Source organism: Sphaerisporangium sp. NPDC004334 (assembly GCF_053602655.1).
Window position 1 is genome coordinate 88,678 of sequence record NZ_JBSGDZ010000005.1, and the last position, 25,380, is coordinate 114,057.

Genomic DNA, 25,380 nt, shown 5'->3' on the forward strand with positions numbered 1-25,380 from the left:
TTTGAGCGCCTATCGTGCACTGCACGACGGCTGGACCCTCACCGCCGCCGACGCGGACGTCCCGATCTCGGACGAGTCGGGCGCCGGTGGCCCCACCTCGGGCCTGCCGGGCACGGGTGTCCCGATCTCCGGGGTGCCGGCCGCGGTTCCCGGGTGCGTGCACACCGACCTGCTCGCGGCGGGGCTGATCGAGGACCCCTACCTCGACGACAACGAGACCCGGCTGTCGTGGATCGGCCGCACCGAGTGGGTGTACGAGACCTCCTTCGCCTGGGCCCCGGACGAGCACGAGCGCACCGACCTGGTCTGCGCCGGCCTGGACACCGTGGCCACGGTCGTGCTCAACGGCGTCGAGGTGGGCCGCACCGCCAACCAGCACCGGTCCTACCGCTTCCCGGTGCGCCACCTGCTGCGCGAGGGGGACAACACCCTCACCGTGCGCTTCGCCTCCGCCTACGCCTACGCCGAGGCGCGGAGGGCGGCCCTCGGCGACCGGCCCGGCGCCTACGACGAGCCCTACCAGTTCATCCGCAAGATGGCCTGCAACTTCGGCTGGGACTGGGGGCCGACGGTGGTCACCGCCGGCATCTGGCGGCCGATCGGCCTGTCGAGCTGGTCGGGCGCCCGGCTGGCCGAGGTGCGTCCGCTGGTCACCACCGACGGCCGCACCGGCCACGTCGAGGTCCGCGTACGGGCCGAGCGCACCACCGAGGAGCCGCACGAGATCACCGCCGAGGTGGCCGGAGTCCAGGCTCGGGCGCTTCTGGCCCCGGGCGCCCGCGAGGCGGTGCTGCGGCTGGAGGTGCCCGACCCCGAGCTGTGGTGGCCGCGCGGCCACGGCGGCCAGGCCAGGTACGACCTCACCGTCAGCATGGGCGAAGAGCGGTGGCACCGGCGCGTCGGCTTCCGCTCGGTCGAGTTGGACCGCGACGCGTTCGCCATCTCGGTGAACGGCCGGCCGGTGTTCGTCCGCGGCGTCAACTGGATCCCCGACGACTGCTTCCCCGCCCGCGTCACCCGCGACCGCCTGGCCGCCCGCCTTGGCCAGGCCGTCGAGATGAACGTCAACCTGCTGCGCGTCTGGGGCGGCGGCCTGTACGAGAGCGAGGACTTCTACGACCTCGCCGACTCCCTCGGCCTGCTGGTGTGGCAGGACTTCCCGTTCGCCTGCGCCGCCTACCCGGAGGAGGAGCCGTTCCGCTCCGAGGTGGCGGCCGAGGCGCGCGAGAACGTCTCCCGGCTCGCCCCGCACCCGAGCCTCGTGCTGTGGTGCGGCAACAACGAGAACCTGGAGGGCCACGCCGACTGGGGGTGGCGCGACCGGCTCGGCGGCAGCAGCTGGGGCGCCGGCTTCTACCACGACCTGCTGCCCTCGATCGTCGCCGAGCTGGACCCGACCCGCCCGTACTGGCCCGGCAGCCCGTACTCCGGCGCCCCGGACCTGCCGCCCAACGACCCCGCACATGGCACGATCCACATCTGGGACGTCTGGAACCGCGAGAACTACACCCGGTACGCCGAGTACCGGCCCCGGTTCGCCGCCGAGTTCGGATTCCAGGGCCCGCCGGCCTACGCCACGCTGCGCCGCGCGGTCAGCGGTGAACTGTCGGCCGACGCCCCGCTGGTCCTGCACCACCAGAAGGCCATCGACGGCAACGCCAAACTCCTGCGCGGCCTCGCCGACCACCTGCCCCGCCCGGAGGGTGTCGAGGACTGGCACTACCTGACCCGGCCGGAGAGGTTCGACGACTGGCACTACCTGACCCAGGTCAACCAGGCCCACGCCGTCGCCTTCGGCATCGGCTGGTTCCGCACCCTGGCGCCGTACTGTTCCGGCACCATCATGTGGCAGCTCAACGACTGCTGGCCGGTCACGTCGTGGTCGGCCGTCGACGGCGACGCCCGGCGCAAGCCCCTCTGGTACGCCCTGCGCCGCGTCTACGCCGACCGCATCCTGGAGATCAGGGACGGCGACGTCGTGGCGGTCAACGACTCAGACGAGCCCTGGCGCGGCGACCTGTCGGTGATCCGGTACGCGCTCGGCGGTGAGCCGCTGGCCAAGGAGACCTTCCAGGTGACCGCCGAGCCCCGCTCGGTGGCCAGAGTAGAGCTGCCCCGCCCGCTGGCCACGCCCGGCGACCCGGCCGCCGAGGTGCTCGTCGCCCGCCTCGACGACCGGCGGACGCTCGCGTTCTTCGCCGAGGACGCGGCCGTCGCCTTCCCCGCGGCCGACTTCGACGCCCGCGCCGAACCGGCCCCCGGCGGCTACCGGGTCACCGTCACCGCACGGACGATCGTCCGCGAACTGGCCCTGTTCCCCGACCGCCTCGACCCGGCCGCCGAGGTCGACGACATGCTCCTCACCCTCCTCCCCGGCGAAACGGCGACCTTCCACGTCACCACCACCCGCGCCCTCGACCCCGCCGCCCTGACGACCCCGCCCGTCCTACGCTGCCTCAACGAGCCCGCCGCCGGGTGAGACACCGGAACCCGGTGCGGCACATCACGGACTCCCCGCGCCTGCCCTCACACCGGGAGGCCGCCGCACGTGAACAACCCATTGACTTAGACCTCGGTCTAGCATCTAGCGTTCGCGGCATGACCAGCCACTGGACCACCAGCGCGGTCGGCCCTCCGCCGACGTAGAGGGCAGCGAGATCGGCCAGGTCCGTCTCGCCGGCCTGGTTCTCCATGGTGCTCCCGAACCCGCGATCAGAACGGGGGTGCTCGGGGGCTTCACCGGCCGTCCTCGAAGAGGGCTTCATGGCCACGGGGACGTGCTTCAGGCGCGCACGAGGGAGAAGAACATGCATCACGGGGGTTGGTACTTCCGATTACTGGGTCCGGTCGAGGTGTGGGGCGACGACGGCCCGATCGCTCTGCGCCGGCGCGCGCAACGCTGCCTGCTGGGCCTGCTGCTGCTGGAGACGGGGCGGGTCGTGCCGGTGGACCGGCTGCTGGAGCTGCTCTGGGACGGCGAGCCGCCGGAGCAGGCCCGGGGGAGCCTGCACAGTCACGTCGCCAGACTCCGGGGGACGCTCGATCCCGACCGGACCGGTTCCCGGGGGTTCCGGCTGCTGCGCCGGGGTGAGGGATACCTGGCCGAGACCCACTTCAACGCGGTGGACGTCCATCGATTCCAGGACCTGGTGGGACGGTCCCGTCGTGCGGCAGGCCCCAAAGATCGGGCTCGGTTGCTGAGGGGCGCGCTGTCGTACTGGCGTGGGCCGTTGCTCGCCGATGCCGCTATGGACCGGCTGCGGGACCGGGTGGGCACCGGCCTCGAGGAGCTGCGGTTGTCGGCGACCGAGTCGTGGGTCGACGCCGAGCTGGAATGCGGCCGGCATCGCGAGCTCCTCCCGGAGCTCGCCGACCTGGTGCGGCGCCACCCTTTCAGGGAGAAACTGATCCACGCTTACATGCTCGCCTTGTACCGCGACGGCCGTCAGCCGGACGCGCTGGCGGTGTACCGGACGGCCCGCCGGGACTTCGGACGGGAACTCGGCCTCGATCCCACGAGGAAACTCCAGGATCTCCACGACCGGATCATCCGCGCGGACGAATCCCTCCACCTCGCGCCGTCCCGCCTCCGCGCCCTCGGGGCCTGATCCCGCTCGCGGCAGCGGCCGGGACGAGCAGCGGCCGTGGCAGGTCCACGTCAAGCCCCGGTCGCCATGCTGTCCAGGACAGAGATCACCGTTCAGGCGCCGAGCGGTGCTCACGACATCGCATCAGTGGCCTCGGTGAGGCAGCGGCAGCCGCGAACTCTCGCGCCCACTCCGCAGCCGAGCGATACAGCCACGAATACAGAGGAGAAACATGTCCAGATCGAGGATCATGGCCGGACTGCTGGCCGGCATCGTCACCGTGATCGTGGCCGCCACCGGCCCGAGCCAGGCGATGGCCGACTCCAGCACCGGCATCGGCCCGACGGCGATCGGCCCCGGCCCGACAGTGATCGGCCCTCCCGCGCATCGAGTTCGCATCGAGCTCACCAACGTCAAGGGGGCGTCGAGCGAGCAGGGGGACGCCTCGAAAGCAGGAATCGCATCTCTCGCCGGTGGCGCCTATGGCAGCCCCAAGTATCGCTCCAGCTACTACGACGGCTCGAACGGTACCGCGTTCTTATGGCGGGCGCCGGGTTGTGGCTGGTGGAACTTCGGCAGCACGAGCCAGTTCAACCCTGTGATCAACGACCGTCTCACGTCTGTCGACAACAACAGCGCGAGCTACCTTGACCTGTACAACTGGACCGGCCAATGGACCTACCTGGGAAGCATACTTCCCTGGACGGCCGGCAATCTCCCCTCGGCCTACAACAACCTGGTCGACGCGGTAGACATCAGCTGCTGAGCGGCTCGCGCGACGAGGCGTAGCGACAGGATCCCGGCCGCCACCCGGCGGCCGGGATCCACCGTGATCAGAGTCGTGGGGCTTGAGATCGAGCATTTGCGGCCACCCCCGAACCGGAGTCCCTCCGTACGTGACCGCATGACGATGTCGAGGTCACGCAGGATTCAACGTGCCATTGATGAGGCCTATGGCGAGGGATGACGCCGCCAGCAGGCCGTGTCTGCCGGCTTCGCGGAGTTCGGTTTCGAAGAGGAACAGGTCGCGCCAGAGGTTGCCGTACCGGTGCTGGTCGTCGAGGGGAAGCCGGGGCACGTGGGCGCGACGGGGGTCGAAGCGGCTCACGCCTGATTGCGTGCCACCCCCGCCGGCCGACGACGTACGGATGAACCCGGCGAGGAAGTAGGAGTCCAGGCGATCAGGGTCGGGTCTGAGCAGCGTGAGACGCGGGCCGAGGAGCAGCCCCGGTACCTCCACCACCCTGGTCGCGATCTCCCGGTCGCGGGTCGCGACCACCACGTCACCCGGCTTGATCAGGACCCTGTCCTCCGGTTGTGCGCGCGTCATCGGCTGCCCGCCGGTGAAGACCTCACCGGCTTCGAGCACGAGGTGACCGGCGCCTTCGGCGTCGTAGCGGCCGGACTGGAGGATGGAAAGGGCGCCAGTGCGTTCGAGCTCGGACAGCGCGACCATCGGCATCTCGCGCGCGTGGCCGGGAACCGCCTGGGGCACCAGCGCCGCGAGGCGTTCCAGTCGGCCCAGGAAGTCGGCCCGGACCGTGAGATAGTCGCCCGGTTCTCCGTCCGCCACGCCGACGTGCCGGGTCGGGCTGATGTCGACGTCCTCGTCCACCAGGTCGATGATCGGGACGGTGCGGCTCTCGCCGGGCACGTCGATCACCAGTTCAGGATCGCGGCAGAACTCCCGCCACCGCTCCGCGACCGTGCCGAATGCGGAAGGCTCGGCCATCGCCATCAGCACGCGCGACGGCGTGCGGTCATCGCCGGCGGGTTTGCGCAGCACCCAGACGTGCACGGGCAGGCCGGTGCCGGGGGCGATCTTGGGCGGGAGGGCGATCACCGCCTGGACGGCGCCGCGGCGGAGCAGGTTGCTGCGAATGCGGCGGCCGGACCGCCGGTTCGCGGCGATCTCGGGCATGAGCAGCACCGCGACGCCGCCGGGCCGCAGATGCGCGAGCGCGTGCTGCGCCCAGGCCAGTTCGGACTCCGACTTGGGCGGCAGCCCGTACTCCCAGCGCGGGTCGCTCGCCAGCTCCTCGTAGCCCCAGTTGCGCTCGTTGAACGGCGGATGACACACCACCGCGTCCACGATCAGGCCCGGCCAGGCGTCCTCGCGGAGGGAGTCACCCGTCCTCACGCTGCCGTCCACGTCGGACAGGGCCAGGCGCGCCTGCGCCAGCCGGGCGAGCGGCTCTTCGTACTCCTGCCCGTGCGCCCGGTCGGCCTGGGTCGTCACGGCCAGGAGCGTCCCCAGTCCGCAGGCCGGGTCCAGAACGGTCCTGACATCGGGGCCGGCCAGGTCCGCCATGAAGGCGGCCACTTCGGCGGGCGTCTCGGCCAGCCGCCGTGACTGGACATCGGCGAAACGGTCGAGCAGGAACCGGACGACCTCCGCGACGCCCTGCTCCTCGGCGTACTGCTTGATCAGCTTCCACGCCGGCCGCGGGACCAGCCGCGCCTTTCCTTGGCCGTGCAGCAGTTCGGTCGCCTCGGCGACCACCTCCCCAAGGCGCAGATCGTCGGCCGCCATCCTGATGTGCTGCCAGACCCGCTCACGCAGCGGCAGCTCCTCGACCTTGCCCTGGCCGAGCAGCCACGCCTCGACGGCCTTGAGGGAGAACGTCGGACTGGTCGCCGTCCCGCCGACCGGCTCGGGAAAGTCCTCGTACCGCCGCCGCCAGTTGCTCACGGCCGCCCGGCCGACACCCGCCATCCGCGCGATGTCGGCCGAAGTGATCGTCGCCTCATCCCCGCTGATCGCCGGCCTCCCGGTCTTCCGTACCCGGCGCATCGGCACGCCGGTCTCCCTGTGTGGAGTCAACGTAGCTCAAGACTCCCTCACTATAGAGTCACGGGTCGAGAAGACGTGTAACCCATACACGACGCGCAGTCTTGTCCTGCTGACTGCGGGTGCGGGGACCGGAACAGGATGAGAGTGCCCGCTGCCCGCAGCCACGCTCGCGGACCATGTGCGCGGCGCCGCCGCCTTGTGGGGACACTATGCGCTTGCCTGATCACCTCGAGTGAGGCGCACTGGGAAGTGCCACACCCTCTGGGGTGTGGAAGTGAGGCCGGGCCTCCCGATGGAATCGGGCGTCCGGCCTTCGCGCTGCCAGGAGTCATTCCAAGCAGATCATGCGGATGCGTTCGGAAAGCACGTCATAGCAGCGGGTCCGACCGTCCAGCCACCAGGTCGTAGCGCTGACGATGGCATCCGCCGCCCAGAGAAGCGGCTCGCCGACGGAGGGCTGCCATGTGACCATCAGGCTCTTGGGGACAACGCCGGTCGCGCGAAGCCCGGTCAAGAGCCCTCGGTCAAGGTGATCTTGTCCGGGCGGGCGGCTTTCAATGGACACCGTCGCGGCCCCCGCTCGCTCGACTTCTGGGGGCAGCCTTTCCAGGCATCGCCGACGGGCGCGCTCGGTCCTGACTCCGCTGCTGTAGAGGCACACCGTGACGATGCCGCTGATGGGCAGTTCCGCCAGGCGTTCGGCGATGGTGAGTTGCCGCTTGGCGGTCTCGTCTGGTCTTCGAGGGGCCCCTGCGCAAGGTGACGATCGAGGCGAAGACCGATCTGACCGAGGACGAGATCAGGGCGGCGTTCCGGCTGGTGACCGGCATGGTCGAACCGTGAGCACGGTCTTCGGCGACTTCGACCCGCGATTCCCCGGCATCGCGCTCACGCACGGCGGGGTGGGCGGAGAGGTGGGACCAGTTGCGGCGTTACGCGCTTGGGCCCGACGTGCCGGAGCGGTTGTCCCAGCTGGACGATCGGGCCTTCCTGGACGCCGTCTCCAGCACGTCCGTGCTCTCTCACGAGATGCGGCACTTCCATGACTTCCTGCTGTCTCCGGCTGGGGCACGGCACATGCGCACGCGCGTGGTGCTGGGCCTGAACGTGCTCGAGCTTCTGATCAACCTGCGCGAGAACGGCATCTGGGACCGCGCGGACGCGTTACCCGTGCCGATCACCACGTGGTGCCGCATGTCACCGGGTGAGTGTGAGGACTGGGCGGCCATGCTCGCCGACATGGGGGTGCGGCTCCGGTTACCGATGGACCTTCCGCTTCTTCCCGATGACCCTGACTACTCCATCTACACGAAGACGAACGTCATGCCGACGGATGCGACCAGCCTGGCGCATCTCGTGACCGTGTGCGAGGGGTATCGCGCCCGGCTCGTCGAGACGCCTGTGGCGGGAAGCGGCTTCACGGCGGCGCACCTGAAGGAGGCGTCGGCTTTCCTCGTCCAGGCGCAGGACGCGTCCGACTCCCTCGGACCGGACGTCGCGGAGCGCTTCCTGGCCCTCATGACGGCGGCCGGCAACCGGTACGGCGTTGCCTTGCGTTACCTGGGCAACGCCTTCGCTCTTGCCGGTGCGCCCCCGATGTCCGATCTCATGGCCATGTTCACCGGCTGGGTCCTGCTGGGCGACCCGGTCGCGGCGAAGGACCAGGCCGATCCTCTGATCCGGTTCGCGCTGCTCACCAAGGCGATGCACGCGACCGGTCCCCGCGCGTTCTTCGGAGACCGGGACACGACGCGCGCGTTCGCCGGTGGGACGAGTGGACCGGGCAGCCGCCCACCCTCGATGCGTTGCGCGAATCTCTGGACCGCGACGAGCGTTCCCTCGCGTCGTTCCGCGCCTCCACCGACCACGTACAGCCTGACCTCGTCGATTGGGTGACCGGAATCCTGGACGGCTACCAGGAGTTGGTCCACGCCCGGCGCCTCATGGTGGGTGTCCTCCTCGGCGATCCATGGGCCTATCTGTCGCCGGCCGGCTATCTGCGCGACGCCGGGCGCTGGGTGGCGCCGCAGCTCAGGGTGACCTTCCTCGGGAACTCGGCGCTGGACATGGGCACGGCCACCGACCACGGGTGGACGGTGGCCCACGGGTTCGAGGACTCCGGCGGCCGGTCGATCGCCAAGGTCGTCTACACCGGCGCCGAGCCGGCGGGGGTGCCCGTCATCAGCCGGGAGGGCGCGGACGTGCTGCATTCCCTGTTCGCCGCGGCCGACGTGATCGTCGGTCCCAGCCCTGCGGACGCCTCCGAGGTGGAACTCCTCCTTGCCCAAAAGATCGTCGGAGACGACGTCACCCTCACCCGCCTCTTCTGAACCGGCGCACGGGACTGCGTGCCCGGCTCCCGCGGCGGACGGGGATCCCACTCTCGAGAAGCAGGTCGCCGCGGGCCTGAGCGGACGGCCGAGACCCGCGGCTCTGGGCGGGATCAGCGGCGGACCAGGGTCCAGGCGCCGTCGGCCTTGACGGTGATCAGCCGGGTACCGGCGGGCAGCAGCACCTTGCCCTTGTAGCCGCCGATCTCGTTGACGAGAAGCTCAGGGTAGGAGCCGATGCGCGAGTAGCCGTACACGATGAAGTTGGAGTCGCCGTCGTGCGTGGCGCGCATGGTGCGCAGTCCACGGGTAGGGGTTAGCTTGAGCACCTGGTCACCGGTGCCGCGAGAGGTGGCCGCTCTTGGCGTCCTGCGCCTGCTGGAACAGGCGCTCGGCCCGTACGGTCAGGTCGGGGACGCGGCCGGCGGCGACGTCCCCGGGGAGCACGTTGACGGTGACCGGGACGGTGACCGTGTAGGCGGTCAGCGTCCCGGCGTCCACGTACCGGAAGACCCCGGCGGTGTCGGGGTCCGCCGCGTGCAGCGCGCTGTCGGCCCCGCCGTCGGCGATGGCGGCCATGAGCTCTTCGTCGTAGTCGAGGCCATAGCCCAGAGTGGTCGTCGTGACGCCGTGGCGCTGCGCGGCCATCGCCACCTGGCCGAGCTTCACCGGGTCGGTGGTGCCCAGGTTGGCGTGCCCGTCGGAGATCAGCAGGAGCGTGGCGCCCGTCCCGGCGGAGGCCGGATGGGCCTCCTGGACGCCGCGCAGCAGCCCGCTCGACAGGTCGGTGGAGCCGCCCGGGCGCAGCGCGCTGATCGCCTGCTTGACGGCCCGCCTGTCGGTCAGCGGGCCGGCCGGCACGTTCACCGTGGCGCTGTCGTCGAAGGTGACCAGGCCGAAGTCGTCGGCCGGGTCGAGCCGGTCCACCAGGGCGAGGAGCGCCCGTTGCGCCCCGGCGAGGCGGCCGGCGGCCATCGTCCTCCTGGTCGAGCGGTACCACGTCGAGGTCCAGATGGGCGGTGACGTGCATGACGCGGGTCCTTCTCGCGAATGGCCGGATGCCGCCTTGGACGGACCCGGGCAGGGAGGTGGGGTGTCGCCCGGGATGACCCGGGCGACACCCGGCCGTGGGCTCTCAGGCGGCGTGGGAAGCGGGGGGTTCGAGGCGGATGACGTCGGAGACGGCGGCGGCGAGGCGGCGGCTCAGGGAGCCGGCGCGGGAGACGACCGTGACGTGCAGGCCGGCCTCGGTCAGCCAGGTGGCCAGGCCGGTGAAGTAGCCGTCGCCCGAGCCGATGACGACCCGTTCGAACCGCCGGTCGACACGCTCGACGTACGCCGACTCGACCAGCGCCCGGTCGGCGCCGTCGGGTCCGGAGCGCGCGAGCAGCCGTACGCCGTGGAAGGCGATGCCGGTCGGCAGGAGCGCGGTGTGGTTCACCGCCACGACGCGGTGGTCCATCGCTCCGGCCGGGACGAGCCCCTCGTAGACCGTCATCACCTCCTCGACCTCGAAGGTCGTGGGCTGGGTCGAGCCGACGAGGTTCTCGATGTCGATCAGGTGCATGGCCCGGCCGTGCCGCAGCGATTCGTCGTGCTTCAGCCTGCGGGAACGGCGGCCGCTCCGCGATGCGCGGAACTCGTCCAGGTGCGTGACGGGGGTGATCACGATACGCGTCCTTCCAGCCATCTGCGGTGTGCGTTCCCCATCATGGAAGCATATGTGAACTCGATGCACAAATAATTTACGACTCGCGAACCGTGCTGGTGCGCCGCCTGCCCTCCTCCGGTGTCGACCGCCGGCCGCCCGCACGGGCTCTGGCGATGTCGCGACCGCCGTCCGCGAACGCATCGGCCGTGGCGATACGACAGGTGCGCTGCACGGACGGGTTGTGGCAGAGATGGCCGGAATTCTCGGCCACGGCGAACCGCGATCTGGTTACTGTTGCTCGGCATGACGCACACCGAGATCGAGGTCACCGCGGAGTTGGTGCGTGATCTGCTCCGGGACCAGCATCCCGATCTTGCGGGCCTCCCGTTGCGGTTCGGCGCCCGGGGCTGGGACAACCAGATGTGGCGGCTCGGCGACCACCTCGCCGTCCGGTTGCCCTGGGCGACGGAGTCCGCCGGCGCGCTGCTGCGCAAGGAGCACACCTGGCTGCCCGGTCTCGCCCCGCGCCTTCCTCTGCCCGTGCCCGTTCCGCAGCGCCTTGGTGAGCCCTCCGCGCGGTTCCCGCGCCCCTGGATCGTCACCACCTGGGTCCCGGGGGAGCCCGCCGACCGTGCCCCCGTCAGGCGAGCAGCGGAAGCGGCCGACGTTCTGGCCGCGTTCCTGACGGCTCTCCACCAGCCCGCCCCCGAGCAGGCGCCCGGCAGCCAGACCCGCGGAGGGCCGCTGGCCGGACACACCGAGGGTTTCGCCGGGCAACTCGCCGTGGCCGCCGAGCGGGGGCTGATCCCCGACCCGGACGCCGTCCGCGCGGTCTGGGACGACGCCGCCGCCGCGCCCGCCTGGGGCGGCCCGGACCTGTGGGTCCACGGCGACCTGCATCCGGCCAACGTCCTCACCGCGGACGGCACCATCTGCGGCGTGGTCGACTTCGGTGACCTGTTCGCCGGCGATCCGGCCTGCGACCTCGCCGCCGCGTGGAGTCTGTTCCCGGACGGCACGGCGGACCGCTTCTTCAGCGCCTACCGGCCGGCCCCGGACGCCGCGACCGTACGCCGGGCCCGGGGGTGGGCGGTGGGACGCGCCGTGAGTTGCCTCCTCATCGGAGACGCCGGTGTTCACGGCCGCCCCGGTGGTAAGCCCACCTGGGGCCCGCCCGCCCACGCCGCCCTGCGACGCCTCACCGCGACGGCCCACCGTTGACCGACGCCTCCCCGGCTGGCTGGTGCCGACCCCGGCAAGGAAGCGCGGATTGAGCTCGCCACAGTGGCCTCGGCCAGGGGCATCGCCAAAGACCATGAACCCGCACCACGCGGCCGATGCCACCGGAATGGCTACGTGGATGCGGCGATCGAGGCGGCCGTGGCACGGCCCCGGGCGGTACGTACTAACGCGACGCGCCTGCGCGTTCCAACAGCTCGGTGGTCGCCTCCCACAGGCGCCGCTCCCGGTCGCGGTCGTGGGCGACCGGCTGCACCTCGGTCAGCTTGGTCTTCACCACGAACGCGCCGTCGCGCAAGTGCGCCCACTTGTCGTCGAGGGCCATCGCAGCCAGTAGCGGCCCCGAGCGTTGCGGCGTCGACACGCCGGGTACACGGCCCAAGGCGCGGCTCATCGCCTGAACCGCCTCGGGGGCGCCACGGCCCAGCGCCGTGCCGGGCATCCATCCCGGTTCGAACACCGACACGCTGATCCCGGCGTCGGCGCGACGCTGCAGCTCATGGGCGTAGTACAGGATCGCCAGCTTGGCATTGGAGTAGGCGACACCGGACGCGGCCATGCCCGGGGCCCGCTCACCGGTGGCCGGGCGGGCGAGCTCGACGGGATCGGCCCACTTGGCCTCGGCTACGCCCAGCAGCTTGCGCCAGAGATTGGCGTGATAGGTGTTCGAGCCGAGCAGCACGATCCGCGCCGGGACGGCGAACGAACCGAGCAGGTCACCGATGAGCTGGGCGTGGGCGAGGTAGTTGACGGCGAAAGTCATCTCGTAGCCGTCGGGCGAGGTCCGCCGGGTGTCGCTTGACATGGTGCCGGCGTTGGCGACCAACGCGCGGAGCGGCCGTACGGCGCCGGCGGCGAGCAGGGCGCGCACGGTGGCCGCGGCGGCACGGACGTCGGCCAGGCGAGACAGGTCGCAGCCGATCTCGCGGACGCTGCCGCCGCGCGCGCGGGCCTCGTCGGCGACCACCTTCAGGTCCCGCCCGGCGCGGCCGACCAGCAGCAGGTCGGGTCGCTGTCCGTCCGGGCGGTCGGCCATGGCCAGCACGGCGTGACGGCCCAGGTTGCGGGTCGGGCCGGTGATCAGAACGGTTCCGGGTTCGGTCATGGCCCCAGCCTGCGGGACCGGCCGGGCCGCAGTCAGTCGTCCGGTTTTCGTAGGACTGCCAGGGCCAGGACAATTTGTGCAGGTGCCCGCAGAATGGAGAGCGTGGAAGTGTGGGAGTTCGGCCGGACGGTGCGCCGCTGGCGCGACCGGGTGGCACCCGAGGCCGTTGGTGTGCAGATGGGCCGCCGACGCCGGGCCAGCGGGTTGCGCCGCGAGGAGCTGGCCGCGCTCGCCGGCATCTCGGCCGACTACCTGACCCGCCTCGAGCAGGGCCGCGCGACCGCACCGTCGGCGCAGGTCGTGGAGTCGCTGGCCCGGGCGCTGCGCTTGTCCGACACCGAACGCGACCTGCTCTACCGGCTGGCCGGGCACGCCGCGCCCGGCCCGGACGTCGTGCCGTCGCGGGTCACCCCGAGCGTGCAACGTCTGCTCGACCGGCTGTCGTACACGCCGGTCGTCGTGTACGACGCCGGCTGGACACTCGTGCTGGCCAACGCGCCCTACGACGCGCTCATGGGCGAGACGACCACCTGGCGCGGCCTGGAGCGCAACGCCGTCTGGCGCAACGTCGCCCGCCTGCCCTCCCGGGTCGTGCACACCCCGCAGGAGCAAGCCGAGCATGAAGCCCGGCTCGTGGCCGACCTGCGACTAACGGCCTCGCGCTACCCCGCCGACCGCACCCTGCGACGGTTGATCACCGACCTGGCCTCCGGCAGCCCGCGCTTCGCCGAACTCTGGGACGCCGAGACACCACCGCCTCTGACCGACCCGTCCCGGCAGAAGACCATCGACCACCCGGCGGTCGGCCCGATCACCCTGGCCTGTGACACGCTGTTCGTCGCACTGGACGACCTGCGCATCACCGTCTACACCGCCGAGCCCGGCACCGAGGACGCCGACCGCCTGGCCCTCGCCATCGTTCTAGGTACTCAGTCACTCCAGCTCTGACGGGCGCTTGCGAACGCGGAAGCGGCTATCGCCGAGTTCCAGGACCGTCTCCCACGATCCGCCCAGATCAACCGTGTCAACGCCGCTGACGCCTACTTGAGCTGGGGGGAGTTGGATCAGGCTTTGGAGATGGCCCGCCCGGCCATCCCCGCGACCAGGGCCCTCACCTCTCCCCGCACGGTCGGCTTCCTCAAGAGCTTCGAACAGCACCTCGCCCCCTACGCCGACACCGTCGCCGTCCGCGAGTTCCGCGACCACCTACGCGCACCGAACTGGCCGCCTGAAGCCCTTACGTTGACCCCGACCTGAAAGCTCGGGTCGGCCAACTCGTTCGTCAGTGTCAACGTCGATCAGCGATGGGGCCCGGGCAGGCTGTGGCGTCGTCGCAAATGTCGGCGAAGGGGATCGAGTGGGTACCTGGGGTTCGGGCAACTTCGACAACGACACGTCGGCCGATCATCTTGCGATCATCACTGATCGGCTGATCGCCGAGGTCACCGAGGCCATGGCGGGCGATCCGGTCGATATCGAACCTGACGAGTACTGGGGTGCCGCGATCCCGTGGACAGTAGGTGGTGAACGGTGAGGCGGCGTCCCTGCTCTGAGATGCCGGTCGGCACGTGGTCGGGCAGCACTTCCACCACCCGATCGTCCAGCGAGAGCAGCCCGTCGTCGATCGCGAGCCCCACGGCGATCGCGGTGAACGACTTGGTCAGCGAGTAAAGCAGGTGCGGGCGGTCGGCCGAGTACGGCGCCCACCAGCCTTCGGCGACGACGTGACCGTGGCGCACGACCATGATGGTGTGACACTCGACGGACTCCGCCTCAAGCCGATCCAGCAGCGCGGCGACCCCACGGGACGACACTCCTGCCGCGGCCGGTGCCGCCCGCGGCAGGAGGACACGCTGAGAAGACATCCAGAAACCGTAACAAAACCGCCCGATCACGGCGCGGGATATACGGCCAGGGCGATCACCTGCTGCGGCCGGGAGGCTCCGGGCGGGCCCGCTACCTTGCGACGTGGAATCGCAGGTGCGTCACGTTCGGTGACTCGAGCAACCTGACTCGTTCCAGCTCGATCTGATCGGTGTCCAGGTGGTCGAAGAGCCGGGTGCCCGAACCGAGCAGCACGGGCACCAGTTGAATCTGGATCTCGTCCACGAGCCCGGCCCTCACGAACTGCTGTGCGGTGTTCGCCCCGCCCATGATGAGGACGTTCCTGCCACGCGCCGCCGCTCGGGCCTGCCGGAGCGCGCTTTCGATGCCGTCGGTGACGAAGGTGAACGCCGCGCTCTTCATGACCAACCGTTGGCGGGCCTGATGGCTGAGCACGAAGCAGGGCACGGGGAACGGGGTGTCCCCCCACAGTTCCACTCCCACGTCGAACGTGCGCCGGCCCAGCACAACGGCTCCGGTCGACGCGAGAATCTCCTGTGCGACCTGGGCGTCCACTCCCTTCGGTGATGTGCCGCCGGCGGCCGTGGCCCGATCCGAACCGCTGGTGAACAGCCACTCGTGGAGCCGCTCGCCGCCTTCGCCCATGGGGTGCTCGACGGTCACATCGGGTCCGGCGCTGAAGCCGTCCACGGACACACTCATGTTCAGCACGACGTTCGTCATGGGCCCGCCTTTCGCTCGGTCCTGACCGTAGGACGGGATCCGGTGCAGCCGTAAGGTCCAGTTCCCCGCCGCTCGACCGGGCCGGTTCAGATCACACATGTCGAACCGGTCAACTGGTCGATCTCTGGTCGTTCGGCCGAAAGGGCTTGCAGCCCAGGCCCAGCGAGCGCAATGGTCATCACCGTCTGTGGTCGTACGATTGCCGAGGGAGCTGTCGTGGAGGCGCAGGGATGGCGCATCGAACGCGCACGGCCGGTCCAGGTGCGGCGGAGCAAGGGCGCATGGGCCCTGGCGTGCGGCCGAGTTTTTTGACCGGAGGCAACTGGGGTGACCGCTGCAGGCCTCTGGCCTTCATCTGTGCGAAAATCGTACACGTGGCTGAGGTCGACGAGAAGACGCTTGGTGCCAGAGTCCGTGAGGCGCGCGAGCGGGCCGGCTTGAAGCAGGGCGAACTCGCTCAGCTCGTGGGCCTTGAGCGCACGGCGGTGAACAAGATCGAATGCGGAGTCCGTAAGGTCAGCGCGCTCGAACTGTCGGACATCGCGGCGTCTCTTGGCGTGAGCATGGCCTCCTTCTTCGCGGAGCCCATTCCAGCGCTGGTCTCTCATCGCTCTGGCCAAGGGCTGGACACGGCCGACTCGAAGATCGACAGACTTTTGGCGAATATCGCCGCCGATGTCGAGTTCGTGGACGGACTGGCCCCTGACGAACTCGCGCTGCCTGACGGTGGCTTGGCGCCGCCGCCCGCTCCCACAACACCATCGGACGCTGACGCTCTCGTGATCTCCGCCCGGACGATGCTCGGCCTCACTGACGCAGAGCCCATACACGACCTGGTGGGGAAGGCCGCCACGATCGGCCTCCTGATCTTCTCCGTCGACTTGGGGGTCGATACGGCCGACGCAGGGACGATCTTGCTCCGTCGTGGCGGGGTCGCCCTGGTGAACAGCCATAACGAGGTGGGGCGCCGTCGCCTTGCAGCGGCGCATGAGTTGGGTCGCTACCTGATAGCCGACGAGTACACCGTCGACTGGAGAGTCGCTGATCGACAGGGCAGTGACCTTGAGACGCGCCTGGACAGGTTCGCGCGGTCGCTGCTGCTGCCCGAGCGCGGGGTGCGCGCCGCGTGGGCTGAGTGCGAGTCGCGTGAGCTTCGCGAAGCCGCAGTAATCCTTGCCAGTAAGTTCCGGGTCGACATGGCGACGCTCGCCAGAAGGCTCGAAGAGCTGGATCTCCTAGATGGGGAAGGCGCTGCACTGGTCCGAGGTGTCGCCACGACTCGTGCCGATATCGTAGAACTCGGGCTGATTGTCGCAGCCGACCTCGAAGGTACAAGTCTGCCCGTCCCCTATCAGAGAGCGGTCCTGCGCGCGACTCGCGACGAACGGATCAGTCAGGAACGTGCGCTTGAGCTACTCCATGACACTTTCACCGAATCCGATCTGCCCGCGCGCCGCGTGCGCAGGGAAGACGAGATCTGGAAGTTCGTTTCGTGACACCGGCACCAATGTCGGACGCGTTGGTCTTCGATACCGGCCCGCTACGGCATTTCGCATTGAATGGGTGGTTGGGCGTTCTGAAGTTCCTCGCCGGCGACCGCCCCGTTGTCTTCCCGGAGAGTGTCGAACACGAACTCAAGAGCCAGGTTCATTATCACCCCGCCTTGCACCAGGTCCTCGACGCGGGGTGGATCACTGTCGACCGCAGCAACGACATGGGCTTCTTGGCCGCCTTCGCGGGCTACCAGCAGCGCTTGGTCGCCGATGGGCGTAATCGCGGCGAATGTGGCGTGCTCGCTCTCGGGAAGACCCGGGGGTTCGAGGTGGTGCTCGATGACAGCGTTCCACGCACCATCGCCGAAGAGGAGGGCATCCGGGTCACAGCCACTCTGCCGCTGCTGTGCCGTGCGATCAGAGAACGTCAGCTGACTCTTCCCATGGTGGAGGCGCTTGCCGATGATCTGATCTCGGGTGAGTATTTCCTCCCCTTCGGTCCCGGTGGCTTCAGGCGATGGGCGCAGGAAGAAGGGCATATCGAATACGAATGAGCGGGCATCTCGGATGCGTTGGCGGCTATTCGGGAATGCCTGCGGGTTACTGGCCGCGGAGTGTAGTGTCGCGGGCAATGCCGCGCCTCTGGGAGTGCGGAAGTGAGGCCGGGACCACCGAGGGATATCGGGTGCCCGGCTTTCGCGCTTTTGGTATGGATCAGGCTCTGCTACCGCTGGGCGTGGTGGAGGGCGGTCATGATGGGGGTGCGGAGGGCTGGGGAGAGGGCGATGGTGGCGGCTGAGGCGGCGGTGTGGGGGGTGTCGTCCCGGTCGAGCACCAGGCCGCCGGCCTCGCGTACCAGGAGGACGCCCGCCATCGTGTCCCAGGGCTGGTTGGCCAGGATGATGGTCGCGTCGAGTTTGCCCTGCGCCACCCACGCCAGGTCGATCGCAGCGGTGCCGATCATCCGGATGCGCTGCGCCTGCCCGCCGAGCCGGGCGAGCAGGGTCATCCGGACGCGGTTCTTCGCATCCGCGCCGGGGCCGACGGCGAAGTCGCCGATCGAGATCATCGCCTCGGACAGGTCCCGCGTCTCCGAGGCGCGGATGCGCTCGTCTCCCATGTACGCCCCGTGCCCGGCGGCGGCGGTGTAGTGGACGCCGAGGAACGGCAGGTCGATCGCCGCCAGCACGCTGTTCTCGCCCTTGACGAGGGCCAGGGACACCGCGCACAGCGGGATGCCACGGGCGAAGTTCGCCGTGCCGTCCACCGGGTCGAGGGCCCACCACAGCGCGTCGCCGTCAGAGCCGGTACGTCCGCGTTCTTCGCCGACGATCCCGATCTCCGGGGTCTCGCGGGCCAGGAAGCCGCGCACCGCGTCCTCGACGGCGAGATCGACGTCGGTCACCATGTCGCGCTCGCCCTTCGCCATGACCGAAAGCGGCATCCGGGATCGGATGATCCGGTGCGCCGTCGCCACGGCTTCCCTGGCGATGGGCAGCAGTTCGAGGTGGTCGGTCATGTCAGGCGCCGGCGGTGCCGAGCCGGCCGTGCGGGAACGCGTCCAGGTGCGGCAGGTGGTGCCCGAGCCGGTCGCGTTTCGCCACCAGGTAGCGCATGTTGTGGTCGTTCACCTGCATGAGGAGCGGCACGCGGGCGGACACCGTGATGCCGTGTGACTCGAGCGCATGGATCTTGTCGGAGTTGTTGGACATCAACCGGATCGACCGGATGTCCAGGTACTTCAGCACCCGGGCCGCCGGGCCGAAGTCGCGGGTGTCCACCGGCAGGTCCAGCGCGGTGGCCGAGTCGACGGTGTCCAGGCCGTCGTGGTCCTGCAGCACGTGGGTGCGCACCTTGGCGACCAGGCCGATGCCGCGCCCCTCGTGCCCGCGAAGGTACACCAGGACCCCGCTTCCGGCCTGGACGATCGCGTCGAGCGCGGCGTTGAGCTGGTCGCCGCACTCGCACCGCATCGCGTCGAAGATGTCGCCCGTCACGCATTCGGAATGCACCCGGACCAGGACGTTCTCCCGCATCTTCGTCTCACCGTAAACGAGCGCGAGGTGTTCGTGCCCGTCGAGCGGGTCGCGGAAGGCGACCGAGCGGAAGGTGCCCCGGCGGGTCACCAGGTCGGCCTCGGCGACGTTCTCGCCCGAGATGCTGAGCTCACCCATCTGTCTCTCCTCGTTGCCCGGCGTCCGGCATTCGGCGGCTGAAGCTGAATGTTGCGAGATCGCGGGTGGTGCCCCAGGCTGGCGGCCTATGGACGACTCCGCGTACCTGCTGCCGCTGGCCACCACGACCGAAGTACGGGAGCGGCACGCCGAGGTGGCACTGCTGCCCATCGGCAGTTTCGAGCAGCATGGGCCTTTTCTCCCGCTGGCCACCGACACGATCGTCGCCTGCACGATCGCCGGCGCGCTCGCGGCCGCCCATAACGTGCTGCTCCTGCCGCCGGTCACCGTCTCCTGTTCGCACGAGCACGAGAACGCCGCCTGGCCGGGGACGGTCAGCATCTCGGCCGCGACGCTGTACGCCGTGGTGCGCGACATCGCGGTCTCGCTGCAGCGGTCCGGCATCACCAGGCTGGTGCTGGTCAACGGCCATGGCGGGAACTACGTGCTGGGCAACGTCGTCCAGGAGGCCGCCGGGTCCGGGATGCGGATGGCGGTGTTCCCGGGCGCCGCCGACTGGGAGGCGGCGTGGGCCGCGGCGGGCATTGAGACCTCCGCCTGGAGCGACATGCACGCGGGGGAACTGGAGACGTCCATCCTGCTGCACGCGCATCCGCGGCTGGTCAGGCCCGGTTACGAAACGGGCGACCGGCTGGCGGACGATCGTCAGCATCTGCTCACCCTCGGCATGGCGGCGTACACGGAGTCGGGGGTCATCGGCAGGCCGTCACTGGCTTCGGCGGGCAAGGGCAAGGCCGTTCTGGAGAGTTTGACCGGTTCGTTCGGCGACTACCTCGCCGTCCTCGGCTCGTAGGGCCGCAGAAGGCGCCAATACCAAAGCCGGTGCCAGAGCCGGTGACGGTGCGGGTGCCGGTACGCGGCCGGCGGGGCGGGTGCCGCGGCGCAGCAGCAGGACGACGGCGCCGGGCAGGCTCGCGACGAAGGCGAGCACCCCGTACACCACCGCGGTGGTGAGCCCCTGCTGGGCGCCGAGCCCCATGGCGCCGAATGCCAGCGCGGAGAACGCCTCGCGCGGCCCGAAGCCGCCGACGTTCACCGGCAGGGCCATCACGAGCAGCGCCAGCAGCGCCAGCGGGACGAGCCGCCCGATCGGCGCGGCAGAGCCGGCGGTGCGCGCGGCGACGACGAACATCGCCACGTACCCGAGCAGCACCAGGGCGGACAGCCCCAGCACCGCCGGCCAGGCGTCCCGGGCCAGCAGGCCGCGGCGCGCGTCCGCCAAGGCGGTCGTGACCGCGCGGCGCCATCGCGGAACGTCCTTCCTGCGCCAGGCCCAGGCCGCGAGCGCTCCTGCGGTGGCGAGCCCGCCCAGCAGGGCGGCGGTGACCTCGAGCCCCGGCAGGACGGCGCGGGCCATGGTCGCGGCCAGCGAGGGTTCGACCAGCAGCGCGGTCACCCCGGCGGCGATCAGGACCACCTGGCCGGCGGTCCGTTCCAGCACCACGGCGCGGACGCCGCGGCCGACGTCACCGGCCTGCCGGCCGTGCTGTACGGCGCGGTGCGCGTCGCCGAGCACACCGGCGGGGAGTACGGCGTTGAGGAACAGCGCCCGGTAGTAGTCGGCGACCGCGGTGCGCACCGGCAGCGGCAGGCCGAGCCGGCATGCCAGCAGTGACCACCGCCAGACGCTGAGCAGGGTGGTCAGCAGTCCGATCGCCAGCGCGGCCAGCACCGCCGGGCCGTCGACCAGCCGGAACCCGTCGACGAACGCGCCGGTGCCGAGCCGGCACACCAGCACGAGCAGGATGACCACCGCGACGATCATCCGCAGCCAGGGCCACATCCGGCTCATCAACGGCGTTCACCGGTCGCGGGTTCACCGTCGGGTGGGTCATTGTGGTCCGCCAGTGGGGCGGGGACGGGTTCGGCGCCGGCGGGGAGGGCGAGCAGGTCGTCGTGCCCGACCACAACCCGCAGCGCGCCGTCCGCGCACGCTTCCAGCCTGCGCGCGAGGTAGGCCCGGCCTTCCGCCGCGAGGTCCGGGCGCTGCTCGCAGGCGGCGCCGACCCAGCCGCGCAACCACTCCGCGGTCAGCGCCCGCTCACCGGCGCCGAGCCGCCAGGGGCTGGGCCGGGTGAGCACCGTGGCGCCCCGCCGGGTGAAGGCCGCCGTGGCGACGGCGGAGGCGTCCGGTCCGAGCAGGCGGCGGCCGCCGGTGACCCGGCGCTGGTGGGCGTTGAAGGCGGCGGCGATGTCGGCGTCGAGCGGGTCGGCCGGGTCGAGCTCGACCCGGCCCACCACGGAGAGGGTCAGCAACGCGGGCCGCCGGGCCTGCGCGCAGGCGCCGGCGAGGGCGTCCACCTCCTCGGCGGTGAGCAGGTCGAGCAGCGCGGAGGCGGTCACCAGCGAGGTGCCGGACAGGTCGCCGGGGCCGAGGCGGGTGAGGTCGCCCTGTTCGATGCGCGCCGTGACCGGGGTGCCGTCGCCGGCCGGGCCGCGGACGCCGGAGGCGGCGAGGGCGAGCAGGCCGGGGTCCCGGTCGTGGAGGATCCAGTGCTGCGGTCCGGGCAGCCGGGTGGCCAGCCAGCGCCCCATGGCTCCGGTGCCGCACCCGAGATCACGGATGACCAGCGGGCCGGCCGGCGAGCCCCCGCCGGTTCCCGGCTCCGCGCCCGTTCCCGAGTCCGCGGCCGTTCGCGGCTCCGCGCTGGTTCCCAGGTTCGCGCTCGTTCCCGGGGCCGCACCCGTTCCCGGTCCCGTGCTCGTACCAGAGCCGGCCAGCCAGGCGCGTAGCGGGCCGAGCAGGCCGGCCGCGCGGGCCGCGGCGTCGGCGGCCTCGCGCAGTGCCAGCCATCGCGGGCTGTAGGAGGGCGCGGTCACGTCGCCGGCCAGGGCCGTCGCCGGAGCCGTTCCAGCACCTCCGCCATGCGCCGTGAAGTCACGTCCCATCCGTCCAGCATGTCACGTCTGTCACACGCCGACCCCTTGATCCGTTTTCTTAGGCCGGGCTCGCCGAGCCAGCGGCGCAGCGCGTCCGCGAGCGCCACCGGGTCCTCCGGGGGCGTCAGCAGCCCCGGGACGCTCCCATCGGGGGCGTGCCCCAGCGTCTCCGGCACCGCGTCCACGGCCGTCGCCAGCACGGGGATCCCGCGGGCCAGCGCCTCGGTCACCACCATGCCGTAGGTCTCACCGCGCGAGGCCAGCAGCACCAGGTCGGCGGCGGCGTAGCTCGCGTCGAGCGCCTCGCCGGTGCGCGGGCCGGTCAGCCGTACCCGCTCGCTCAGGCCGAGCCCGGCGACCAGCTCGCGGAGGTGCGTGACGTACTCGGGCCGGCGGTCCGGCGTCCCGACGAGATCGCAGGTCCACGACAGGCCGGTCAGCGTCCCGAGCGCCCGCAGGAGCAGGTCCTGCCCCTTGCGCGGAGTGAGCGCGGCCACGCACAGCAGCCGCGACGCGCCGTCGGTGCCGCGCGCGAGCGGCGCGGGGTCGGCGCCGGGCGGGACGACGTGCACCCGGCCGGGGGCCAGGCCGTGGTGGCCGATCAACCTGCGCCCGGCCCACGGGCTGGTCACCACCACCGCGGCGGCCGCGTGCAGCGTCGCCCGCTCGGCGGCGTCCAGTTCCTTCGCCGACGCGGGCGCGATGCCGGTCTCGGCGGCCAGCGGCAGGTGCACCAGCACCGCCAGGCGTAACCGGCGGGCGTGGGGGAGGACGACCTCGGGGACGCCGCACGCCACCAGCCCGTCCATCAGCACCACGGCGCCGTCGGGGACCGAAGCCAGCGCCCGCGCCAGCTCCGCCCGGGCGTCCGCGTCGGGCGCCGGCCAGGCGCCGCCGACGGCGGCCTCGCGGACCGTCCGGCCCGCGGCGGCCAGGCCCTGGCACACGCGCCGGTCATAGGTGTTGCCGCCGCTCGGTACGGACACGTCGTCCACGTCACCGGGCAGGACGAAGTACACCGTGCTCATGGACGCGGCGTCCATGTACGCGGCGGGCGAGCTCAAAGGGCGCGCTCGTAGCTCGCCCAGGCGACGTGCGACTCGTGCAGGGTGACGGTGATCCCGGCCAGTCCGCGCGCCCCCTCGCCCAGCCGGCCCTCGCGCACCCGGTCGGCGAGCCGGTCGGCGATGACCTTGGCGAGGAACTCGGTCGTGGTGTTGGTCCCGGCGAAGGCCGGCTCGTCGTCCAGGTTGCGGAAGGTCAGCTCGCCGAGCACGGCCTTGAGCTCCTCGGTGGCCAGGCCGATGTCGACCACGATGTTGTCGCCGTCGAGCTCGGCCCGGCGGAACGTCGCGTCCACGACGAACGTCGCGCCGTGCAACCGACGAGCCGGGCCGAAGACCTCACCCTGGAAGCTGTGCGCGACCATCATGTGGTCGCGAACGGTGACACTGAACAAGGAGTTTCATCCTCCGAGAGGTCGGCTGCCGATCAGTCCTCCGCGGGACCATACACGACGCGGTGGCACAATCCGGGCAGATCGCCGTCGGCGATGCGGGCCATCACCTCGGGTAGGTCCGTGAAGGCGCATTCGCCGGTGACCAACGCGTCATACGCGGGGTCGGCGAGGAAACGCAGAGCCAGCGACAGCCGGTCGGCGTAGGTCCGCCGGGAACGCCGCGCGGGAGAGATGGAGCCCACCTGGCTGCCACGGATGGTCAGGCGCCCCGAATGGAAGGCCTCGCCGAGCGGCACGCTCACCCGCCGGTCGCCGTACCAGCTCAGCTCGATCACCGTGCCCTCGCCCGCCACGAGCTGCAACGACCGCGCGAGACCCGCCTCGGTCGCGCTGGCGTGCACCACGATGTCGCATCCCTCGGCGGCCTGCTCGGGGGTCACGAAGCGGACGCCGAGCGCCTCGGCCACGGCGGCCCGCGCCGGGTCCACATCGACCAGCTGCACCTGTACGCCGGGGAACCCGGCGAGCAGTCTGGCCACGGAGCAGCCGACCATGCCCGCTCCGACGACGGCGACCCGGTCGCCGATGAGCGGCGCCGCGTCCCATAGCGCGTTCACCGCGGTCTCCACCGTGCCGGCCAGCACCGCCCGCGCCGGCGGCACCTCCTCCGGCACCAGGGTCACCGCGTCGGCCGGGACGACATAGCGGGTTTGGTGCGGATACAGGCAGAAGACGGTACGGCCTCGCAAGGCCGGTGGCCCCTCCTCGACCACTCCCACATTGAGGTAGCCGTACTTGACCGGCCCGGGGAAATCGCCCTCCTGGAACGGCGCCCGCATCAGCCGGTGCTGGCTCTCGGGCACATCGCCGCGGAAGACGAGGCTCTCCGTGCCCCGGCTCACGCCGGAATAGAGGGTGCGAACCAGCACCTCACCGGCGCCGGGGCGCGGCACCGATACCGGGCGGATCTCCCCCTCACCGGGAGATCTGAGCCAGAAAGCATCTGATTTGAGCCGCATCGGCCTCCTCGCCGTACTACATCGCAGGGGAGTCGCTCCTACTCGGAGCGGGTCAGCGAATGCTATTGGACGCCCCGTATCCGGGGTGATGGAGCGGGAGGCGTAGTTGACCACATTGGATTGGCGCGTGACGGAGGTGCCGGTCCGCGGGCCGGCCGCCGGGGTGGTGACGCAGGTCGTCCTGCTGGCCGTGCTCTGGGCCGACGCGGGCCTGAGCCCGGTGGGCTGCCTGGCCGGCGTCGCCTGTGCCGTGATCCTGTCGGCCGTCCTCACCCGCTCCATGCGCCGATCCGGTATCCACTCGCTCGGACCGGCCGGTCTGGTCACCCTGGCCCGCGCCGAGCTGGCCGGAGGCGTCACGGCGATGGTGACGACCGGCCTGACCGGCGGAGACGTGCCGGTCGCCTCGCTGGTCGCGCTCGCCGCCTTCGCACTGATCCTCGACGGGGTGGACGGGTACGTGGCGCGGCGCACCGGAACGGTGTCCGAGCTCGGGGCGCGTTTCGACATGGAGACCGACGCCTTCCTCATCCTGGTGCTCAGCGTCCACGTGGCCGGGTCCACCGGCGCGTGGGTGCTCGCGATCGGCGCCATGCGGTACGTCTTCGTCGCGGCGGCCTGGGTGGCGCCCTGGCTGCGGGCGCCTTTGCGACCGAGCTTCGCCCGCAAGTCCGTGGCCGCGCTGCAGGGGATCATCCTGGTCATCGTGAGCGCCGGGGTGGCCCCGCCTCCCGTCGCCACCGGCCTGGCCGGGCTGGCACTGGCGTCGCTGGTGTGGTCGTTCGGCCGGGACGTCCGGTGGCTGTGGCGAAGCCGGGACACCGGCCGGTCGCGATCGCGGTGGGAGCCGAGGCCCGCCGCCCACCACGACCGGCACCTCGGCCGATGGCACGCACGCGGGGAGGCCAAGGGTAGGGCGGGTGAGATCGCCCGCGAGGCGGTGGTGGACGAGCCGAGCCTGATCGGTTCCGCCTGAACCATCGGTGGCCGCGGGCCGTATACGTACACGATGCCGCCGGCCCGGGCCGGCGGCATCGTCCGGCACCGCGGCGGTGACCGG

Annotated in this window: 27 protein-coding genes; 13 read left to right on the forward strand and 14 right to left on the reverse strand. The window is 71.1% G+C overall.

Going from position 1 to position 25,380, the window contains the following annotated elements:
* Position 1: 1 nt before the first annotated feature.
* From ACWEN6_RS07610 to ACWEN6_RS07620, 3 genes are all read left to right on the forward strand, one after another.
* Positions 2-2,479, forward strand: coding sequence for a glycosyl hydrolase 2 galactose-binding domain-containing protein (locus ACWEN6_RS07610; RefSeq protein WP_452569447.1), 2,478 nt, complete (start codon positions 2-4; stop codon positions 2,477-2,479).
* Between the two features lie 328 nt (positions 2,480-2,807).
* Positions 2,808-3,608 carry an AfsR/SARP family transcriptional regulator gene (locus tag ACWEN6_RS07615; protein ID WP_452569448.1) on the forward strand — a complete coding sequence of 267 codons (801 nt, stop codon included), beginning with the start codon at positions 2,808-2,810 and terminating at the stop codon, positions 3,606-3,608.
* 211 nt (positions 3,609-3,819) lie between these two features.
* A complete protein-coding gene (locus tag ACWEN6_RS07620) occupies positions 3,820-4,353 on the forward strand; it encodes a hypothetical protein (RefSeq protein ID WP_452569449.1) in 534 nt (177 codons plus the stop codon).
* Between the two features lie 153 nt (positions 4,354-4,506).
* Here ACWEN6_RS07620 and ACWEN6_RS07625 read toward each other — a convergent pair whose 3' ends face one another.
* Positions 4,507-6,381: an HsdM family class I SAM-dependent methyltransferase gene (locus ACWEN6_RS07625; protein ID WP_452569632.1), complete on the reverse strand. Its 1,875-nt coding sequence runs from the start codon at positions 6,379-6,381 to the stop codon at positions 4,507-4,509.
* Positions 6,382-7,305: 924 nt separating this feature from the next.
* Between ACWEN6_RS07625 and ACWEN6_RS07630 the strand changes: the two genes are divergently transcribed.
* Both ACWEN6_RS07630 and ACWEN6_RS07635 read left to right on the forward strand, forming a co-directional pair.
* Positions 7,306-8,277 carry a hypothetical protein gene (locus tag ACWEN6_RS07630; protein ID WP_452569450.1) on the forward strand — a complete coding sequence of 324 codons (972 nt, stop codon included), beginning with the start codon at positions 7,306-7,308 and terminating at the stop codon, positions 8,275-8,277.
* Positions 8,274-8,711, forward strand: coding sequence for a hypothetical protein (locus tag ACWEN6_RS07635; protein ID WP_452569451.1), 438 nt, complete (start codon positions 8,274-8,276; stop codon positions 8,709-8,711). The genes ACWEN6_RS07630 and ACWEN6_RS07635 overlap by 4 nt, the downstream gene beginning before the upstream one ends.
* 113 nt (positions 8,712-8,824) lie before the next feature.
* On the opposite strand, the gene ACWEN6_RS07640 is transcribed toward ACWEN6_RS07635, so the two are convergent.
* The 3 genes from ACWEN6_RS07640 to ACWEN6_RS07650 all read right to left on the reverse strand — a co-directional run bounded on the left by ACWEN6_RS07640 (position 8,825) and on the right by ACWEN6_RS07650 (position 10,380).
* On the reverse strand, positions 8,825-9,004 hold the full coding sequence (locus tag ACWEN6_RS07640) for a hypothetical protein (protein WP_452569452.1): 180 nt from the start codon (positions 9,002-9,004) through the stop codon (positions 8,825-8,827).
* A 40-nt stretch (positions 9,005-9,044) separates the two neighbouring features.
* The gene (locus ACWEN6_RS07645; protein WP_452569453.1) at positions 9,045-9,686 is read right to left on the reverse strand and encodes a vWA domain-containing protein; all 642 of its coding nucleotides are present in this window, start codon (positions 9,684-9,686) and stop codon (positions 9,045-9,047) included.
* A gap of 160 nt (positions 9,687-9,846) precedes the next feature.
* Positions 9,847-10,380, reverse strand: coding sequence for an NYN domain-containing protein (locus tag ACWEN6_RS07650; protein ID WP_452569454.1), 534 nt, complete (start codon positions 10,378-10,380; stop codon positions 9,847-9,849).
* Positions 10,381-10,665: 285 nt separating this feature from the next.
* Between ACWEN6_RS07650 and ACWEN6_RS07655 the strand changes: the two genes are divergently transcribed.
* Positions 10,666-11,583, forward strand: coding sequence for an aminoglycoside phosphotransferase family protein (locus ACWEN6_RS07655; RefSeq protein WP_452569455.1), 918 nt, complete (start codon positions 10,666-10,668; stop codon positions 11,581-11,583).
* 184 nt (positions 11,584-11,767) lie between these two features.
* On the opposite strand, the gene ACWEN6_RS07660 is transcribed toward ACWEN6_RS07655, so the two are convergent.
* Entirely contained in the window at positions 11,768-12,706 is a 939-nt protein-coding gene (locus tag ACWEN6_RS07660; RefSeq protein ID WP_452569456.1) for an SDR family NAD(P)-dependent oxidoreductase, read from the reverse strand.
* Between the two features lie 93 nt (positions 12,707-12,799).
* Here ACWEN6_RS07660 and ACWEN6_RS07665 point away from each other — a divergent pair, with 93 nt between their 5' ends.
* The 3 genes from ACWEN6_RS07665 to ACWEN6_RS07675 all read left to right on the forward strand — a co-directional run bounded on the left by ACWEN6_RS07665 (position 12,800) and on the right by ACWEN6_RS07675 (position 14,240).
* Complete coding sequence (locus tag ACWEN6_RS07665) at positions 12,800-13,654, forward strand: helix-turn-helix transcriptional regulator (protein WP_452569457.1); 855 nt, start codon at positions 12,800-12,802, stop codon at positions 13,652-13,654.
* Positions 13,655-13,783: 129 nt separating this feature from the next.
* Positions 13,784-13,963 carry a hypothetical protein gene (locus tag ACWEN6_RS07670; protein ID WP_452569458.1) on the forward strand — a complete coding sequence of 60 codons (180 nt, stop codon included), beginning with the start codon at positions 13,784-13,786 and terminating at the stop codon, positions 13,961-13,963.
* A 28-nt stretch (positions 13,964-13,991) separates the two neighbouring features.
* Complete coding sequence (locus ACWEN6_RS07675; RefSeq protein WP_452569459.1) at positions 13,992-14,240, forward strand: DUF4259 domain-containing protein; 249 nt, start codon at positions 13,992-13,994, stop codon at positions 14,238-14,240.
* Here ACWEN6_RS07675 and ACWEN6_RS07680 read toward each other — a convergent pair.
* Together ACWEN6_RS07680 and ACWEN6_RS07685 are read right to left on the reverse strand one after the other, a co-directional pair.
* Positions 14,149-14,571: a serine hydrolase domain-containing protein gene (locus ACWEN6_RS07680; RefSeq protein WP_452569460.1), complete on the reverse strand. Its 423-nt coding sequence runs from the start codon at positions 14,569-14,571 to the stop codon at positions 14,149-14,151. The two genes, ACWEN6_RS07675 and ACWEN6_RS07680, sit on opposite strands and share 92 nt — an antisense overlap.
* A gap of 91 nt (positions 14,572-14,662) precedes the next feature.
* Entirely contained in the window at positions 14,663-15,274 is a 612-nt protein-coding gene (locus ACWEN6_RS07685) for a dihydrofolate reductase family protein (protein WP_452569461.1), read from the reverse strand.
* Between the two features lie 374 nt (positions 15,275-15,648).
* Between ACWEN6_RS07685 and ACWEN6_RS07690 the strand changes: the two genes are divergently transcribed.
* Both ACWEN6_RS07690 and ACWEN6_RS07695 read left to right on the forward strand, forming a co-directional pair.
* The gene (locus tag ACWEN6_RS07690) at positions 15,649-16,770 is read left to right on the forward strand and encodes a helix-turn-helix domain-containing protein (protein ID WP_452569462.1); all 1,122 of its coding nucleotides are present in this window, start codon (positions 15,649-15,651) and stop codon (positions 16,768-16,770) included.
* A 71-nt stretch (positions 16,771-16,841) separates the two neighbouring features.
* The gene (locus ACWEN6_RS07695) at positions 16,842-17,321 is read left to right on the forward strand and encodes a hypothetical protein (protein ID WP_452569463.1); all 480 of its coding nucleotides are present in this window, start codon (positions 16,842-16,844) and stop codon (positions 17,319-17,321) included.
* A gap of 170 nt (positions 17,322-17,491) precedes the next feature.
* Here the strand turns inward: ACWEN6_RS07695 and ACWEN6_RS07700 are convergent, their stop codons facing one another.
* Together ACWEN6_RS07700 and ACWEN6_RS07705 are read right to left on the reverse strand one after the other, a co-directional pair.
* Positions 17,492-18,286 (reverse strand): inositol monophosphatase family protein, encoded by a 795-nt coding sequence (locus ACWEN6_RS07700; protein WP_452569464.1) that lies wholly within the window; start codon positions 18,284-18,286, stop codon positions 17,492-17,494.
* Between the two features lies 1 nt (position 18,287).
* Positions 18,288-18,941 carry a GTP cyclohydrolase II gene (locus ACWEN6_RS07705; RefSeq protein ID WP_452569465.1) on the reverse strand — a complete coding sequence of 218 codons (654 nt, stop codon included), beginning with the start codon at positions 18,939-18,941 and terminating at the stop codon, positions 18,288-18,290.
* A gap of 88 nt (positions 18,942-19,029) precedes the next feature.
* On the opposite strand from ACWEN6_RS07705, the gene ACWEN6_RS07710 reads away from it, so the two are divergent.
* Positions 19,030-19,755: a creatininase family protein gene (locus tag ACWEN6_RS07710; RefSeq protein ID WP_452569466.1), complete on the forward strand. Its 726-nt coding sequence runs from the start codon at positions 19,030-19,032 to the stop codon at positions 19,753-19,755.
* On the opposite strand, the gene ACWEN6_RS07715 is transcribed toward ACWEN6_RS07710, so the two are convergent.
* The 5 genes from ACWEN6_RS07715 to ACWEN6_RS07735 are packed head-to-tail and all read right to left on the reverse strand — an operon-like array spanning position 19,669 to position 24,320.
* A complete protein-coding gene (locus ACWEN6_RS07715) occupies positions 19,669-20,754 on the reverse strand; it encodes a lysylphosphatidylglycerol synthase transmembrane domain-containing protein (protein WP_452569467.1) in 1,086 nt (361 codons plus the stop codon). The two genes, ACWEN6_RS07710 and ACWEN6_RS07715, sit on opposite strands and share 87 nt — an antisense overlap.
* The gene (locus ACWEN6_RS07720) at positions 20,754-21,851 is read right to left on the reverse strand and encodes a methyltransferase domain-containing protein (protein WP_452569468.1); all 1,098 of its coding nucleotides are present in this window, start codon (positions 21,849-21,851) and stop codon (positions 20,754-20,756) included. Before ACWEN6_RS07720 ends, ACWEN6_RS07715 begins: the two co-directional genes overlap by 1 nt.
* Positions 21,779-22,870, reverse strand: a complete 1,092-nt coding sequence (locus tag ACWEN6_RS07725; protein ID WP_452569469.1) for a glycosyltransferase family 4 protein — start codon at positions 22,868-22,870, stop codon at positions 21,779-21,781. Before ACWEN6_RS07725 ends, ACWEN6_RS07720 begins: the two co-directional genes overlap by 73 nt.
* A 32-nt stretch (positions 22,871-22,902) precedes the next feature.
* Entirely contained in the window at positions 22,903-23,301 is a 399-nt protein-coding gene (locus tag ACWEN6_RS07730) for a 6-pyruvoyl trahydropterin synthase family protein (protein ID WP_452569470.1), read from the reverse strand.
* A gap of 32 nt (positions 23,302-23,333) precedes the next feature.
* On the reverse strand, positions 23,334-24,320 hold the full coding sequence (locus ACWEN6_RS07735; protein ID WP_452569471.1) for a zinc-dependent alcohol dehydrogenase: 987 nt from the start codon (positions 24,318-24,320) through the stop codon (positions 23,334-23,336).
* Between the two features lie 127 nt (positions 24,321-24,447).
* Between ACWEN6_RS07735 and ACWEN6_RS07740 the strand changes: the two genes are divergently transcribed.
* On the forward strand, positions 24,448-25,296 hold the full coding sequence (locus ACWEN6_RS07740) for a CDP-alcohol phosphatidyltransferase family protein (protein ID WP_452569472.1): 849 nt from the start codon (positions 24,448-24,450) through the stop codon (positions 25,294-25,296).
* Positions 25,297-25,380: the final 84 nt, after the last annotated feature.